The organism is Nonomuraea composti, from assembly GCF_012034275.1.
In the GTDB taxonomy this organism is placed as follows: Bacteria; Actinomycetota; Actinomycetes; order Streptosporangiales; family Streptosporangiaceae; genus Nonomuraea; species Nonomuraea composti.
Genome location: NZ_JAATEP010000040.1, coordinates 57,406 through 71,235 on the forward strand (window position 1 = coordinate 57,406; position 13,830 = coordinate 71,235).

Consider the following 13,830-nt stretch of genomic DNA (forward strand, 5'->3'; position numbering starts at 1 on the left):
GCCGGATTCCGCCGCACACCGTCCCGCCGACGCGGCGCCCCAAGACGACGGGCACGCACATGGTGGCGCACAGGTGTGGCAGCGCATCCCCGTAGGACAGCGTCACACGCAGGGACGTCTTGGGTGCGGCGGCTGGCACGGCAGCACACGCCTGCCGAGCGCCCAACCGGCGGAGCGCGGCACGGGCGTCACGGAACGGGCGTCACGGAACGGGCGTCACGGAACGGGCGCCGTGAACGAGCGCCGCGGCACGGCTGGCGCGCCGCGAACCTGGCGCGGCACGGCAACGCCCGCCCTCCGGGCGCCGCGTCGGCGGGGTGTGGCGCGCTGGACTCCGGCGCGCACAACGGCGTCCAGCCAGACGACGCGCGACCGGGGCCAAGTGCCGAGCGTCGTGTGCCGGAGACCGGCGCGCACCGTCCCGCCGAGCGAAGGGCGGCCCGGGTGGGCTGGCGGCGGGCGGAGGCGGGCATGAGGAAGGGTCGTGCTCGCCGGTCCGGGGAGGGACGGCGGGCACGACCCCATGGTGCTTCAGGGGTGCGAGGTCAGCACTTGTTGCGGAGCATCGCGGCGTCCTGGTCGAAGCGGGTCTTGTTGCCCGCCTGGCCGCGCTTGGCGGCGATGCGGCCGAAGGTCTCCAGGCGCTTGGCGGCCGGGCCGTAGTTGGCGCTGGTCAACGGCTGCTTCTTGGCCAGGGCCGCCTGGGTGCCCAGGTTGACCTCGTCGGCGATGTCGTTGATGTTGCCGGGGCGCATGAACGCCACGTCGATCAACGCCGCCTGCACCGAGCGGGGCAGCTTGTCGAAGCTTTCGATGCCGCGGCGGGTGACGAGGTCCTTGGCCTCCTCGTACGAGACCTCGAACAGCGCGTTGACCTGCTCCTCGGTCAGTTCGGTCACGCCGGCCTTGAGGTCGTCGAACGCCTTGCCGGACTTGATGTCGTCCTGCTCGGACGGCGGGGTGGTCTCGCTCAGGACGCGGTTGACGATGGTCCGGGCGTCGCCGCGGCTGAGGTTGAAGCCGATCCCGATGGTGATGATGTTGCGGTTCTTGCCTTTTTTGGTCTTCTCGCCGGCGTTGTACGCCTTCGTCCGCACACCCTCACGCTTGATCAGCATCTGCTTGACGCTGCCCTTGTAGATCGTGGTGAACGGGCAGCGGGCCTGCTCCTCGGTGAGGTCGGTGGCAGCCTGTTCCTCCCCGGCGGCCATCTCCCCATCGTCAGTGCTGTCTTCGGTGTCGGTCTTGTCCGTTGTCTCGACGCCGTCGGCCTGCTCGGCGTCGGCGTCGGCGTCAGCGTCGGTCTCGGTGTCCGTGTCCGTGTCCGTGTCCGCCTCCGAGTCCGTGTCGGACTCGGTGGTGGTGTCGTCCGAAGCGGAGTCGGCCGCGGACGAGGTGTCGGACTCGGCGGGGTCGTCGGGCTCGTCCGCGACGCTGATCTCCTCCGACTCCGGCTCCGGCTCCGCGTCCTCCTTCGAGGTGCTGGTCGTGAGGGAGTCGCCCTTCTTCGCCGCCTCCTTCACCATGGCCAGATCCGGGTCGTCGGTCTCGCGTTGTGCCGTCGCGACCCCTATGGTGAGCCCCGTTCCGCCGAGCGCCAGCACGCCGGCCAGGGCGGCGTACGCGATGCGTCGCCTTGAGCGAATATGCATTGAGTGCCTCCGTGAGGGACTTGGTCCGTCGGACCTTTCTCTGAAGGCCTTGGTAGGGCGCCGCACATTGACCAGCCAGGGGGTTTTGTCCGAGATCGTCCAGTGGTCGCCCGCGACGGGCCGCCGACTGGCCGGAGGACGGCCACGGAGATCGTCCAGGGCCGGGCCGACGTGGGCGGACATCGCCGTACGGGCTGGACGGCCTCCCGACCAGGATCGTCGGAGGCCGTCCTCGGCGGTGCCGCCGCCGCCTGCGCGTTGCTCGTGAGCACCGTCCCCGCCGCCGCGAACGCCTCCGCCGCGAGCACGGCCCAGCAGGACGTGGACCGGGAGGTCCTGCTCGCCGCCGCGTACCCGCCGGCCTGGGAGCGATCGCGCCGCGCGGCGGGATCAGAGCCGGATCAGGTCGGCGACCTCCTCGGGCAGGCCGGGTGAGGTCATGACGTGGCCCATCCCGGGCACGACGTGCAGGGCCGCGCCCGGGATCGCGGCCGCCAGCGCCTCGCCGTGGGCGAGCGGGTAGAGCGGGTCGTGGTCGCCGTGCACGATCGAGGTCGGCGCGGTGATGGACGACAGCGGGGCGAGCAGGCCGGGCTCGTCCAGCCACACGGCCCGGTGGTGGTGGGCGGCGGCCGCCGGGTCGGCGGCGCGCGACAGTGCCAGCTCCAGCATCGCCCGCGCGGCCGGCTCGTCGAACGGCCGGACCGGCCCGTTGAAGACCCGGAACAGGGCCACGTCGGACTCCAGGCCCGGCGGCAGCCCGGCGGCCAGGTGGGCGAGGTAGGCCGGGGTGGGCGGCGGCAGGTCGTCGGGGTCGGCCGGCTCCCCGGCCTGGGCCCGCGCCCACACCGGGCCCGGGTCGTGGCCCATCGGTGAGCTGGAGATCACGGTCAGGGAGCGGACCCGGCGGGGGGCGTGCACGGCCAGCCACTGCGCGAGGATGCCGCCGAGGGAGGTGCCGGCGACGTGCGCGGAGTCGAGGTCGTAGCCGTCCAGGACGGCCAGGCAGTCGCGGGCCAGGTCCCCGATCGTGTACGGGTGCGCGTCGAAGTCGACGGTGCTGGAGCGGCCGGTGTCCCGATGGTCGAACCGGATCACCTGGACCCCGCGCTCGACCAGCCGGCCGACCAGCGCGTCAGGGCAGCTGACGCTCTGGGCGGCCGACCCCATGATCATCAGGACGGCGGGCCGCTCCGGATCCCCGATCCGCTCCGTCCAGATCCGCAACGGCCCGGAGGGGACATATCGCTCGTGCGCCATGGAGGCACGGTAGCGGCTGCCCGCCGCCGGGCGCCGATATTTACCGGCGGGCCGGGCCGCCGTCCCTTTCGAGCCCGTAGCGGGTCAGGACGGCGGCGCCGGCCGGTTCGGCCGACAGGCACCGCAGGTACGCGGCCGGCCCGCCCTCGGGGAAGAGGCGGTCGCCGGTGCCGAGGACGGTGGGGAAGGTCAGCAGCCGGTACTCGTCGATCAGGTCCTCGGCCATCAGCGCGCGGACGACGCTCAGGCTGCCGGTGATGACGACATCGCGCTGCCCCGGTACCACAGCGGCACGGGCGGCATCTCCAGGACGGCGTCGTCGGTGAGGAGCCGCACGAGCGCGGGGACGTCGGCCCGTTCGAACGCCCGCATGTACCGCTCGATCACCTCGCGCACCTTGGGGTCGTCCGGCTCGCCGACCTCGGCGAGGTCGGCGCTCTCGCCGGCGTCCGCGAGGGCGGCGCGGGCGCGCTGCAGGGCGCTGTTGACGGCGGGGACCGTGGTGCCGAGCTGGCCGGCCACCTCGGCGGCGGTGAAGTCGAGGACCTCGCGCAGCACGAGCACGGCCCGCTGCCGCGGGGGCAGCGTCTGCATGGCCGCCACCAGCGCGAGCCGCAGGCCGGCCCGCGCGTCCACGTCGAAGCGGGCGTCGGGGAACGGCTGCAGCCAGGGGATGTCGAACGCCGGCGCGAGCGGCGCCCCGGGGTCGTCGCTGGGCGCGCCCAGCCCGGACGGCAGCGGCCGGCGCGCGCGGCCCTCCAGCGCGGTCAGGCAGACGTTGGTCGCGATCCGGTACAGCCAGGTCCGCACGGACGCGCGGGCGGGGTCGTACCGCTCCCGCGCCTTCCACGCGCGCAGCACCGTCTCCTGCGCCAGGTCCTCGGCCTCGTGGAACGAGCCCACCATCCGGTAGCAGTAGGCCACCAGCTCGCCCCGGAAGGGTTCGACGTCCGCGCCGGAAAGGGTCATCGCGGCGTCCTGGCGGCCGGGCTCGTGCTCGTGCGGGCCGCGCCGGTCGGCTCGGGCATAGTCGCCGCCTTTCCGCAGGGTGGTAACGGGCTTTCCCGGGACGATACCGGTCCTGGTCACGACGCCGGACGGGCGGCCACGGCGAAGCCGCGTACCGTGCGAGCCCTGGCCGGCCAAGACCGGCTCAAGTATCTTTACGAACGGATCGACCGTGTCCTGCCAGACGGCTTCGAGGAGACCGTTCATGCGCGTGGTCATCGCCGGCGCCGGCATCGCCGGGTTGACCGCCGCCCTGAGCCTGCACGCCGCCGGCATCACCGACGTCACCGTCCACGAGGCGGTGGAGGAGCTGCACCCGCTGGGCGTCGGCATCAACATCCTCCCGCACGCCATCCGCGAGCTCATCGAGCTCGGCCTCGGCGACCGGCTGGCCCGGATCGGGGTGGCGACCGCGGACCTGACCTTCCTCACCGCGCGCGGGCAGCGCATCTGGTCCGAGCCGCGCGGGCTCGCGGCCGGCTACCGGTGGCCGCAGTACTCGATCCACCGGGGCCGGCTGCAGATGATGCTGCTGGAGGCGGTACGCGAGCGCCTCGGCCCCGGCGCGGTGGTGCTGGGCTCCCCCGTCACGAGTCTCGACCACGACGCGGACCTGCTGGTCGGCGCCGACGGCATCCGCTCCAGCGTCAGGCAGGCGCTGTTCCCGGACGAGGGCGAGCCGCTGCCGGGCGGTGACGTGCTGTGGCGCGGCACCACGTACGCGCGGCCGTTCATGACCGGCAGGTCCATGCTCATGGTCGGCGACAGCACCCAGAAGCTCGTCATCTACCCCATCGCGCCGCCCGGGGACGACGGCACCCAGCTGATCAACTGGGCCATCCAGCGCGCCGCGCACGTCGAAGGGGTGCCCCGGGGCGACTGGAACCGGCCGATCGGCGTGGAGCGGGTGCTGCCCCACGTGGAGGGCTGGCACTGCGACGAGCTGGACGTGCGCGCGCTCATCGCGGGCGCGCACCAGGTGTTCGAGTATCCGCTCGTCGATCGCGACCCGTTACCGTACTGGTCGACGGAGAGGGTGACGCTGATGGGCGACGCGGCGCACCCGATGTATCCGACCGGTTCCAACGGCGGCACCCAGGCGGTGATCGACGCGCGGGTGCTGGCGTACGCGCTGGGCACCGGCCAGGGCCTGAAGTTCTACGAGGAGCAGCGCCGGCCGGTGACGAGCACCATCGTGCTGGCCAACCGCGGCGACGGGCCCGAGGTCATCCTGAGGCTGGCGCACCAGCGCGCCCCCGATGGCTTCGCCGACATCGAGGACGTCCTGCCGCTGGCCGAGCGCGAGGAGATCGCGCTGCACTACAAGAAGCTGGCCGGCTTCGAGCCGGCGACGCTGAACGCCCGCCGCAGCTGGTCGGTCCCCATCCGGGAGCATTGAGCCGAACACCGGCCGAGGGACCCGCCCGCGGGTCTCAGGCGGCGGCTCCCGCCAGCGCCTCCATGTCCTGGCCGGTGAGGCGGAGGGCGGCGGCGTCCATGTTCTCCTCCAGGTGGGCGAGGGAGCCGGTGCCGGGCGTGGGCAGCAGGACGGGTGAGCGGTGCAGCAGCCAGGCGAGCGCGACCTGGTTCGGCGTCGCGCCGTGCCGGGCGGCCACCTCCGCGAGCGGGGAGCCCTCGGCGGCGGCGGCGAGCTTGCCGTTGCCCAGCGGGAACCAGGGCAGGAAGGCCAGGCCGCGCGCCTCGCACAGCTCCAGCACCGGCTCGGAGTCCCGGTCGAGCAGGTTGTAGCGGTTCTGCACGGAGGCGATCTCGGTGATCGTCATGGCCTCGGCCAGCTCCTCCGGCGTGACGGTGTCGAGGCCGATGTGCCGGATCTTGCCCTCCGTGCGCAGCTCGGCGAGGGTGCCGAGCTGGTCAACCAGCGGCACCTCGGGGTCGATGCGGTGGAGCTGGTACAGGTCCACGGTCTCGACCCGCAGGCGGCGCAGGCTGGCCTCGCACCTGGCGCGCAGCGACGCGGGCCGCCCGTCGATGTGCCACACGTTGGGGCCGGTCCTGAGCACGCCGCCCTTGGTGGCGAGCACCAGCCCGTCCCCGTACGGGTGCAGCGCCCGCGCGACCAGCTCCTCGGCGAGGCCGGGGCCGTAGTTGTCGGCCGTGTCGATGAGGGTGGCGCCGCGTTCCACGGCGCGGCGCAGCACGGCGACGGCGTCCTCGGGCGGCAGCCGCTCGCCCCAGTAGCCGAAGCCGGTGAGCTGGCCGGTGCCGTACCCGAGGCGGTTGACGGTGAGCCGGCCCGCGATGGCGAAGGTCGTCATGGACGACTCTTCTATCAGCGCCGCGGCCCGGCGGCTCGTGCGGGGCGGCCGTTCAGAGGGCCAGGCCGACGACGGCGCAGTTGATGAGCAGCGCCAGTGTGGACAGGGCGGTGCGGATGCGGTTCCAGGTGCCCCACCGCCGCCGCGGGTCCTGCTCGGCGAAGTCGTCGGGCAGGTTGTCCGGGTCGAGGTTCCGTACCCACCGGTTCACCGGCACGTTCTGGGTCAGCGAGATCGCGATCGTGCCCAGGCAGAGCGCGGCGGCCACCAGGTAGGACACGCGGGCGACCGGGCTCGCGGCGAGCAGGCCGAGCGCCAGGTCGCCCAGCGTGGTGATCAGCAGGCAGGCCGGCATGAACGGGTCGTAGCGGGTGGAGAAGAACGCGTGCGCGTGCACGTAGCGGTCAGGCGGCAGGCTGGCCAGCAGCGGCCAGCCGCCGAGCTGGGTGCCCAGCAGCACCCCCGCCGCCAGGCCGTTGGCCAGTAGGACGAGCGAGACGACGATCTCCAGCACGGGCTCCTCCAGTCAGCCGGCCGCCTGTGGGTTCCGCCTAGCCGCGCTTGGCGGCGGCTTCCACCTTTTCCTTGATCAACTGCATCTGGACGGGGGTGTTGCGGTTGAGGCGCTCCTGCATGGCCGCGTCGCTGACCGGCGCCTCCGCCTTCATCTCGAAGTCCTGCACCCAGCGCATGCGGACGCCGCCGTCCTCTTGCAGGTACTCCCAGTAGATCCACATGTACTTGAACGGCCCGGTCTCCACCCGCTGCGAGCGCACCGTCCTGGTGGCCTCGTCGGGGCGGCGCGCCGACACCCAGCTCCACACCTTGCCGTTCTCGTCGGGGTGCAGGGCGAGGCGGAAGAGGATCGTGCCGTCCCGATCCGAAATGATCTTGGCTTCGGAGTACTCGCTGAACAGCTCGGTCCAGGACTCGATGTCGTTCGTCATGTCCCAGACGAGCTGCATCGGCGCGTTGATGACGATCTCGTTGTCGGTGTGCCCGGCCATGTCACGCCCCCGCCTTCGCCGTCAGCAGCGAGTTGATGTACGTGACCGCCCTGGCGGGCGTCGGCATGTCGAGCACGGCGTCGTCGCTGATCTGCACGCCGTAGCGGCGTTCCACCTGGCTGCACAGCTCCAGCAGGGCCAGTGAGTCGTAGCCGAGGTCGCCGAACCCCATGTGCTCGATGTCGCCGTCGAGGTCCGCCTGGTCGGTGTCCCCCATCTGGCGCAGGATCGCCCGCAGCTCGTTCAGGTCGAAGGCGCTCATATTCTCCGTATCTCCATTCATCCGCGCCGGAGTCCGGCGGCTGGGACCGTCCCAGGTTCGTCCATCCGTCTGAAAGCACTCTCGAGGCGCGCTCGACACGTCAGGCGAGCACCACGGCCAGAGCGTTCGCCGTCACCCCGAGCAGGGCGAGCGTGGTGCGCAGCAGGTGCCAGCGCCGCCACAGCGGCCGGGGGTCGCGCCAGTCGGGCGGCACCTCGGCCGGGTCGAGGGACTTGACCACCCGGTTGATCGGGACGTTGCAGAAGTGCGAGACCACCGAGACGCCGAGCAGCAGCACGGCGGCCGTGGCGAAGAGCAGGGCGGTGGCGGCGCTGGTCAGCAGGGCGAGCACGATGTCGATGACCGTCGAGGTGAGCACGATGATCGGCATCGTGGGGTCCCACCGCCGGCCGACGAGCTGGTGGGTGTAGACGTAGCGGTCGGCCGGCATGGCGATCAGCGCGGGCAGCACGCTCAACGCCACCGCGAACAGCACCCCGGCCACCACGCCGCTGCCCACCAGCGCCGCCACGGACAGCAGCTCCGTGACCATCACGGCCCGCCCGCCGGACCCGTCCCGGTAGCGCTGCCGCCCGTGCGCGGCTCCGCGACGACCGCCGCGTCGTCGTCGCCGCGCCCGGCCGCCAGCACGGCGGCGTACGCGTCGAGCGCGCGCAGCGTCACCGGCAGGTCGGCCCCGTGCGCCAGCCCCTCCTGACTGGCCAGGGCGAGGTCCTTGTGCATGAGCGCGGCGCGGAAGGCGGCCGGCCGGTAGGTGCGCCCGCGCATGAACTGCGCGCGGAAGGACAGCACCGGCGAGCGCCACCCGCTGCCGTCGAAGACGTCCAGCAGCACCTCGCGGTCGATGCCCATGGCCTCGACGAACCGCACCGCCTCGGCCAGCCCGAGGATCTGCACGCCCAGCATCAGGTTGAACGCGAGCTTCAGCGCGCTGGCGTTCCCCGTCGGCCCGAGGTGGCGGACCTCCTGGCCGATGGCGTCGAGCACCTCGCGCACCTCCTCCACCGCCGCCTCCTCGCCGGCGGCGAAGACGCGCAGGGCGCCGGTGGCGGCCATGGCCGGGTTGCCCAGCACGCACGCCTCCACGCGCCGCACCCCCGCCTCGGCCAGCCGCTTGGCGGCGTGCACGGCGAACGTCGGCGTGACGGTCGAGGTGTCGACGACGATCGTGCCCGGCCGCAGCCGCCCGTCGAGCTCGCCGAACAGCACCTGCTCCACGGCGGCCTCGTCGGCCAGGCTGAGCACCACCACCTCGGCGCCGGCCACCGCCTGCGCGGCCGAGTCGGCGACCGTGGCGCCGGCCTTGCCCACCGGCACGGCCTTCTCCGGCGTGCGGTTGTGCACGGTGACGGCGGCGCCGGCGTCGAGCAGGGCGCACGCCATCCCGGTGCCCATGCCGCCCAGCCCGAGCACGGCGATCGACTTCGGCTCCACGGTCACCTTCCCGCGGGGTGGGTCTGCACGGACAGCTGGGAGATGCAGCGCATGGTGGCGTCGCGGAAGTAGCGGCCGAACCCGGCCTCGTCGCTGGTGTCGCGCTGCTCCTGGAGGTAGGGGGCGAGCTGGTCCTCGATGAGGTGCACGCCGCGCTGCCTGGCCATGTGCCGGGCGATGGCGGCGAACTCGCCCTCGTAGTGGATGACGCGCACCATGATGTCGTCCTTGATGAAGACGGCCGTGCCGAGCAGCCGGCCGGCCGCCGCGCCGTCGTCGCCGGCGAAGTCGGGGGTGTCCACGCGCTGGAAGCCGGCGAAGATGTCGGCGATCTCGTCCTCGTGGCCGGGCTTGACCCGGTAGGTGATGGCCGCGTACGGCATGGCAGTCCTCCCTCTTGGCTACCCGAAGGCCACTTTGGCGATCAGGTCGAGCTGGTCGGCGTCAGGCGTGCAGGGGATCAGCATGAGCTCGTCGCATCCGGCGGCGGCGTAGCCGTCGATGATCTCGCGCAGCCGGGTGTCGTCGGCGATCACGCTGTCGGCCAGGAAGCGGGCCTTCTGGCCGGTGTAGGCGTAGTAGTCGAGCAGGTACCGGGCGCCGTCGCGCTTGCGGTCCGCGCCGGGGGCGACGTAGGCGAGCGCGCCCAGCCGGGGGGTGCCGGTGCGGCCGGCGTCCGTCCACGCCTGGCGCACGGACGCGGCCACGTCGGCGTACCGGTGCAGCGGGGTGCTGCCGGAGATCCAGCCGATGCCGTACGCGGCCGCTCTGGCCAGCGCGGCGTCGGAGTTGCCGCCGACCCACAGCGGGATGTCGCCGCGGGCGGGGCGGGGGCCGATGCCGGGGACGGCGCCCTCGCCGGCCCAGACGCGCCGCATCTCGTCGAGCAGAGCGTCGAGCCGCCGCCCGCGCCCGCGGTACGGCACGCCGGTGGCGGTGAAGTCGTCCTCGCGCCCGCCGGCGGCGACGCCCACGACGAGGCGCCCGCCGGACAGGCGGTCCACGCTGGCCAGCTGCTTGGCCAGCAGCGCGGCGCTCGGGTGGTAGCCGGCCAGCAGGATCGTGGGGGCCAGCGTGATGCGCTCGGTCACGGCGGCCGCCGCCGCGAGCGCCACCACGGTGTCGTAGCTGTCGTAGACCAGCCGGTCGAGCACGGCCAGCGTGCTGAAGCCGAGCCGGTCGGCCCGGCGGGCGAACTCGGCGAGCTCCCGCCCGTCCGCGCCGGGCACGGTGCTCGGCAGTCCGACTCCGATGTCCATAGGCTCAGATCCCGCCGTCGACGTTCAGCGTCACGCCGCTGATGTACTGGGAGGTGTCGCCGGCCAGGAACAGCACGGCGCCGGCCACGTCGTTGGGCCGGCAGAGCCGCCCGAGCGCGGTGATCGCGACGATGCGCTCGACCGCCTGCGGCGGCAGCCCCCCGCCCGGCTCGGTCTCGGTGAGGCCGGGCGCGACGAGGTTGACCCTGATGCCGCGCGGCCCCAGCTCCTTGCACAGCCCCCGGGTGAACCCGACGAGCGCCGCCTTGGAGGCGGAGTAGTGCACGGCGTTGGGCCGCCCGCGCAGCGCCGCCGACGCGCCGATGTTGACGACCGAGGCGCCGTCGGCCAGGACGCCCAGCATCGCCTGCGTGACCAGGTAGGCGGAGGTCACGTTGTAGTCGAGCAGCCGCTGCCACTCCTCGCCCGAGATCGCGGCGAAGGGCGCGGAGCCGTCCACGCCGACGTTGTTGACCAGGACGTCGAGCCCGCCGAGCTCCTCCTCCACGGTGCCGGCCAGGCGGCGGTTGTCCGCGGAGTCGGTCACGTCGGCCCGTACCACCCGGTTGCGGTCGCCGAGCTCCTTCAGCTCCCTGGCCAGGCTGTCGGAGTCCTCGCCCTCCGTGTGATGACAGGCCAGGACGTGTGCGCCGGCCTGCGCGAAGGCGAGGACCGTGGCCCGGCCGATGCCTCTGGTCCCACCGGTCACCAGCACGCGCTTGCCGCGTAGCCCTTGATCCACCAGACCGTTCCTCTCCGTACGACGTGCGGCTCTGCTGAGCCGGCCAGGGCCCATCGTGGGGGCGGCGGCTGGTCCGTCCCTCGAATCGCGGTCGAGAGCGCCGGCCGGCTCCGGCTGGCTCCAACCGGCTTCGAGCAGGTCTCCACCCCGCGGTGGGAGCGTCGCCAGCGACCCGGCACCACCGTCGGCATCGCACGGGTGCGAGAAAGGAAGTCACGTATGACGGGCTTGGACGTCACCACCCCCGCCGGACTCATCCGGCTGTGCAACGCCTTCTGCGAGTCGAAGGCGCTGCTCACCGCGGTGGAACTCGACCTGTTCACCGAGCTGCACGACAACCCGGCCACCGAGGAGGAGATCCGGGTGCGGCTCGGGCTGCACGGCCGCGGGCTGCGCGATTTCCTGCTCCTGCTGACCGCGCTCGGCCTGCTGGAGCGGCAGGGCAAGCGCTACCGCAACGCCGCGGGCGCCGACCAGTACCTGGTGCGGGAGCAGCCGACCTACATCGGCGGATTCATGCGCAGGGCCAACGACAACCTCTATCCGGCCTACGGCAAGCTGTCGGAGGCGCTGCGCACCGGCCTGCCGCAGGCGCAGGGCGACTTCGACGACGTGCTGCGCGACCCGAAGGTGCTCGGCCGCTTCATCCACATGATGGACGCGCTGACCCAGGTGCTGGGCCCGCAGCTCATCGAGGCGTACGACTTCTCCGCGCACGGGACGCTGCTCGACGTCGGCGGCTGCCGGGGCAACCTGGCCGGCCAGATCGTCAAGGCGCACCCGGACCTGACCGGCACGGTGTTCGACCTGCCGCAGATGGAGCCGTTCTTCACCGAGCACATGGCGAGCCTCGGCCTGAGCTCGAAGATGACCTTCAACCCGGGCGACTTCTGGAACGACCCGCTGCCGCAGGCGGACGTCGTGGTCATGGGGCACGTGCTGCACGACTACGACTTCGACAAGCGCAGGTTCCTGGTGGAGAAGGCCGCCGCGGCGGTGCGCCCCGGCGGCGCGCTGCTCGTCTACGACCGGATGCTGGACGAGGGCCCGGCCCAGGTGGAGAACCTGGTGATCAGCCTGGACATGCTGCTGGTCAGCGAGGGCGGCTCGGAGTACCCGGTCGAGGAGCTGCGGCAGCACGCCGCGCTGGCCGGCTTCACGTCCCTGGAGGAGAAGCGGCTCGGGGACTTCGACACGCTACTGATCTGCCGCAGAGGCTGAGGGCTGCGGATGCCGGGGCACCGCGAACTGCGTGATGCAGCGCAGCTCGCTGGCGCGGAAGGTGCGCATGAACCCCTCGACGGTGCCCGTGTCGCGCGGGTTGTTCAGGTAGGGGGCGAGCTTGCGCTCCACCTCGGCCACGCCGGGCTGGGCGGCCATGAAGCGGATCACCGCGTCGAGGTCGCCCTCGTACTCGATGAAGCGCACGAGCGTGCTGTCGCGGATGAACACCGCCGTGGCCAGGATGCGGCCCGCCTGCTCGCCGTCGGCGCCGGGGACGACGTTCCCCGACGGCCGCCGGAAGTTGCTGAAGACCTGCGCGACCTCGTCCTCGCATCCGCCCTTGATGTCATAAGTGATCGCCGTGTACGGCATGGCAACTCCTCGTGATCGGCAACGTCGCCCCAGCATGCGCAGCGGGCCTCGAAGCGCCCTCGCGAACCACTCAGCGCGCGCCGTCCGGCGCCGACCCGCGGAGCGGACAGACCCGCTCCATGACGACTTGCTCCGCCCTTGAGCCGCCAGTGGGAGCTTGCCAGACACGGCAGGACCCGGCCCAGCTCAGGGCGGCCGAAGCACACCTGTCCCTCAAGGAGGATTCGGGATGACCACGACCTCGACCGACCGTGTCCCGGACCAGGGTCCGCTCGACGACGGCGGTGTCCAGCAGGAGATGCTGCTGATGCTGGCCGGCAAGTGGGTGGCGGGCACGTTGAACGTGCTGGCCCGCGTCGGCGTCGCCGACCTGCTCGCCGACGGGCCGCGCAGCATCGACCAGCTGGCCGCGGCGACGAACACGCACGCGCCGACCCTGCACCGGTTCATGCGCGCCGCCGCGTCCGTCGGCGTCTTCGCCGAGCGCGAGGACAAGACGTTCGAGCTGACGCCGAAGGCGCAGTACCTGCGCAGCGACGTGCCCGGCTCGCTGCGGTACCTGGCCTACTTCTACGGTGAGACCACCGTGTGGAACTGCTGGGGCTACGCCATCGACACGCTGCGCACGGGCGAGCCGAACGGCAAGAAGCTGCGGGACGGCAAGAACTTCTTCGAGTACCTGGAGCAGGAGGCGCCGGAGTTCGCGGCGGCCTTCCACAAGGCGATGTCGGAGCTGAACGAGAGCCGCGCACCGAAGATCGCCGACTCCTTCGACTTCGGCCGGTTCGGCACGATCGCCGACATCGGCGGCGGGCAGGGCCGCTTCCTGTCGGCGATCCTGCGGCGCTACCCCGAATCGCGCGGCATCCTGTTCGACATCGAGACGGCCATCGCCTCGGCGCCGCCGGTCCTGGCCGCGCAGGGGGTGGCCGACCGGGTGCGGCTGGTCAGCGGCAGCTTCTTCGACGAGGTGCCGTCCGGCGCGAACGCGTACACGCTGAAGGCCGTCATGCACGACTGGGCGGACGCGGAGTGCCGCAAGGTGCTCGGCCGGATCAGGCAGGCGATCGGCGACGACGCCGACGCGCGCGTCCTGATCGTGGACGGGGTGGTGCCCGAGGGCAACGACCCGCACTACATCAAGCTGATGGACATCTCGATGGCGGTGACCAACGGCGGCCGCGAGCGGACCGTCGCCGACTGGACGAATCTCGTGCAGGAGGCCGGTTTCGAGGTCGTGGCGATCCACCCGACCCTGCCGCCGCACAGCATCGTCGAGGCCCGGCCGGTCTAGTGGGCCCGTCTAGCCA

Annotated in this window: 18 protein-coding genes; 4 read left to right on the forward strand and 14 right to left on the reverse strand. The window is 72.4% G+C overall.

The annotated features are described in order from the left end of the window. Positions 1-545: 545 nt before the first annotated feature. Positions 546-1,652, reverse strand: a complete 1,107-nt coding sequence (locus HCN51_RS40465) for a lysozyme family protein (protein WP_168017350.1) — start codon at positions 1,650-1,652, stop codon at positions 546-548. 102 nt (positions 1,653-1,754) lie between these two features. Here HCN51_RS40465 and HCN51_RS40470 point away from each other — a divergent pair, with 102 nt between their 5' ends. Beyond that, a complete protein-coding gene (locus HCN51_RS40470) occupies positions 1,755-2,087 on the forward strand; it encodes a hypothetical protein (RefSeq protein WP_168017351.1) in 333 nt (110 codons plus the stop codon). On the opposite strand, the gene HCN51_RS40475 is transcribed toward HCN51_RS40470, so the two are convergent. Genes HCN51_RS40475 through HCN51_RS40485 form a run of 3 tightly spaced genes read right to left on the reverse strand, consistent with a single transcriptional unit; the run spans position 2,043 to position 4,001 of the window. Next, positions 2,043-2,912 carry an alpha/beta fold hydrolase gene (locus tag HCN51_RS40475; protein WP_168017352.1) on the reverse strand — a complete coding sequence of 290 codons (870 nt, stop codon included), beginning with the start codon at positions 2,910-2,912 and terminating at the stop codon, positions 2,043-2,045. The two genes, HCN51_RS40470 and HCN51_RS40475, sit on opposite strands and share 45 nt — an antisense overlap. 40 nt (positions 2,913-2,952) lie before the next feature. After that, positions 2,953-3,138, reverse strand: a complete 186-nt coding sequence (locus HCN51_RS40480) for a dihydrofolate reductase family protein (protein WP_240973763.1) — start codon at positions 3,136-3,138, stop codon at positions 2,953-2,955. A gap of 17 nt (positions 3,139-3,155) precedes the next feature. Then, a complete protein-coding gene (locus HCN51_RS40485; RefSeq protein WP_346433970.1) occupies positions 3,156-4,001 on the reverse strand; it encodes an RNA polymerase subunit sigma-70 in 846 nt (281 codons plus the stop codon). A 124-nt stretch (positions 4,002-4,125) separates the two neighbouring features. On the opposite strand from HCN51_RS40485, the gene HCN51_RS40490 reads away from it, so the two are divergent. Then, positions 4,126-5,319 carry a flavin-dependent oxidoreductase gene (locus HCN51_RS40490; protein WP_168017354.1) on the forward strand — a complete coding sequence of 398 codons (1,194 nt, stop codon included), beginning with the start codon at positions 4,126-4,128 and terminating at the stop codon, positions 5,317-5,319. A gap of 34 nt (positions 5,320-5,353) precedes the next feature. Here HCN51_RS40490 and HCN51_RS40495 read toward each other — a convergent pair whose 3' ends face one another. From HCN51_RS40495 to HCN51_RS40535, 9 genes are all read right to left on the reverse strand, one after another. Then, positions 5,354-6,199, reverse strand: a complete 846-nt coding sequence (locus HCN51_RS40495) for an aldo/keto reductase (protein ID WP_168017355.1) — start codon at positions 6,197-6,199, stop codon at positions 5,354-5,356. Between the two features lie 52 nt (positions 6,200-6,251). Further along, the gene (locus HCN51_RS40500) at positions 6,252-6,713 is read right to left on the reverse strand and encodes an anthrone oxygenase family protein (RefSeq protein WP_168017356.1); all 462 of its coding nucleotides are present in this window, start codon (positions 6,711-6,713) and stop codon (positions 6,252-6,254) included. A gap of 37 nt (positions 6,714-6,750) precedes the next feature. Next, positions 6,751-7,206 (reverse strand): SRPBCC family protein, encoded by a 456-nt coding sequence (locus tag HCN51_RS40505; RefSeq protein ID WP_080040089.1) that lies wholly within the window; start codon positions 7,204-7,206, stop codon positions 6,751-6,753. A 1-nt stretch (position 7,207) separates the two neighbouring features. Then, entirely contained in the window at positions 7,208-7,468 is a 261-nt protein-coding gene (locus tag HCN51_RS40510) for an acyl carrier protein (RefSeq protein ID WP_080040090.1), read from the reverse strand. 100 nt (positions 7,469-7,568) lie between these two features. Further along, positions 7,569-8,021 carry an anthrone oxygenase family protein gene (locus HCN51_RS40515; RefSeq protein WP_080040091.1) on the reverse strand — a complete coding sequence of 151 codons (453 nt, stop codon included), beginning with the start codon at positions 8,019-8,021 and terminating at the stop codon, positions 7,569-7,571. Next, a complete protein-coding gene (locus tag HCN51_RS40520) occupies positions 8,021-8,929 on the reverse strand; it encodes an NAD(P)-dependent oxidoreductase (RefSeq protein WP_346433971.1) in 909 nt (302 codons plus the stop codon). Before HCN51_RS40520 ends, HCN51_RS40515 begins: the two co-directional genes overlap by 1 nt. Then, positions 8,926-9,306 carry a SchA/CurD-like domain-containing protein gene (locus HCN51_RS40525; protein WP_168017357.1) on the reverse strand — a complete coding sequence of 127 codons (381 nt, stop codon included), beginning with the start codon at positions 9,304-9,306 and terminating at the stop codon, positions 8,926-8,928. The genes HCN51_RS40520 and HCN51_RS40525 overlap by 4 nt, the downstream gene beginning before the upstream one ends. An 18-nt stretch (positions 9,307-9,324) precedes the next feature. Beyond that, positions 9,325-10,182 carry an LLM class flavin-dependent oxidoreductase gene (locus tag HCN51_RS40530; RefSeq protein ID WP_168017358.1) on the reverse strand — a complete coding sequence of 286 codons (858 nt, stop codon included), beginning with the start codon at positions 10,180-10,182 and terminating at the stop codon, positions 9,325-9,327. Between the two features lie 4 nt (positions 10,183-10,186). Beyond that, a complete protein-coding gene (locus tag HCN51_RS40535) occupies positions 10,187-10,924 on the reverse strand; it encodes an SDR family oxidoreductase (RefSeq protein WP_168017359.1) in 738 nt (245 codons plus the stop codon). 219 nt (positions 10,925-11,143) lie between these two features. On the opposite strand from HCN51_RS40535, the gene HCN51_RS40540 reads away from it, so the two are divergent. Continuing rightward, on the forward strand, positions 11,144-12,145 hold the full coding sequence (locus HCN51_RS40540) for a methyltransferase (RefSeq protein ID WP_168017360.1): 1,002 nt from the start codon (positions 11,144-11,146) through the stop codon (positions 12,143-12,145). Here the strand turns inward: HCN51_RS40540 and HCN51_RS40545 are convergent. Further along, positions 12,122-12,520, reverse strand: coding sequence for a SchA/CurD-like domain-containing protein (locus tag HCN51_RS40545; RefSeq protein WP_080040096.1), 399 nt, complete (start codon positions 12,518-12,520; stop codon positions 12,122-12,124). The genes HCN51_RS40540 and HCN51_RS40545 overlap by 24 nt on opposite strands. Before the next feature lie 229 nt (positions 12,521-12,749). Here HCN51_RS40545 and HCN51_RS40550 point away from each other — a divergent pair, with 229 nt between their 5' ends. Then, positions 12,750-13,814, forward strand: coding sequence for a methyltransferase (locus HCN51_RS40550; RefSeq protein ID WP_168017361.1), 1,065 nt, complete (start codon positions 12,750-12,752; stop codon positions 13,812-13,814). Positions 13,815-13,830: the final 16 nt, after the last annotated feature.

Excerpts from the sequence above, each read along its gene's own strand:
- HCN51_RS40465 (WP_168017350.1), bottom strand. The coding sequence starts at position 1,652 with ATGCATATTCGCTCAAGGCGACGCATCGCGTACGCCGCCCTGGCCGGC.
- HCN51_RS40475 (WP_168017352.1), bottom strand. The coding sequence starts at position 2,912 with ATGGCGCACGAGCGATATGTCCCCTCCGGGCCGTTGCGGATCTGGACG.
- HCN51_RS40480 (WP_240973763.1), bottom strand. The coding sequence starts at position 3,138 with ATGGCCGAGGACCTGATCGACGAGTACCGGCTGCTGACCTTCCCCACC.
- HCN51_RS40490 (WP_168017354.1), top strand. The coding sequence starts at position 4,126 with ATGCGCGTGGTCATCGCCGGCGCCGGCATCGCCGGGTTGACCGCCGCC.
- HCN51_RS40495 (WP_168017355.1), bottom strand. The coding sequence starts at position 6,199 with ATGACGACCTTCGCCATCGCGGGCCGGCTCACCGTCAACCGCCTCGGG.
- HCN51_RS40505 (WP_080040089.1), bottom strand. The coding sequence starts at position 7,206 with ATGGCCGGGCACACCGACAACGAGATCGTCATCAACGCGCCGATGCAG.
- HCN51_RS40510 (WP_080040090.1), bottom strand. The coding sequence starts at position 7,468 with ATGAGCGCCTTCGACCTGAACGAGCTGCGGGCGATCCTGCGCCAGATG.
- HCN51_RS40515 (WP_080040091.1), bottom strand. The coding sequence starts at position 8,021 with ATGGTCACGGAGCTGCTGTCCGTGGCGGCGCTGGTGGGCAGCGGCGTG.
- HCN51_RS40525 (WP_168017357.1), bottom strand. The coding sequence starts at position 9,306 with ATGCCGTACGCGGCCATCACCTACCGGGTCAAGCCCGGCCACGAGGAC.
- HCN51_RS40530 (WP_168017358.1), bottom strand. The coding sequence starts at position 10,182 with ATGGACATCGGAGTCGGACTGCCGAGCACCGTGCCCGGCGCGGACGGG.
- HCN51_RS40540 (WP_168017360.1), top strand. The coding sequence starts at position 11,144 with ATGACGGGCTTGGACGTCACCACCCCCGCCGGACTCATCCGGCTGTGC.
- HCN51_RS40545 (WP_080040096.1), bottom strand. The coding sequence starts at position 12,520 with ATGCCGTACACGGCGATCACTTATGACATCAAGGGCGGATGCGAGGAC.
- HCN51_RS40550 (WP_168017361.1), top strand. The coding sequence starts at position 12,750 with ATGACCACGACCTCGACCGACCGTGTCCCGGACCAGGGTCCGCTCGAC.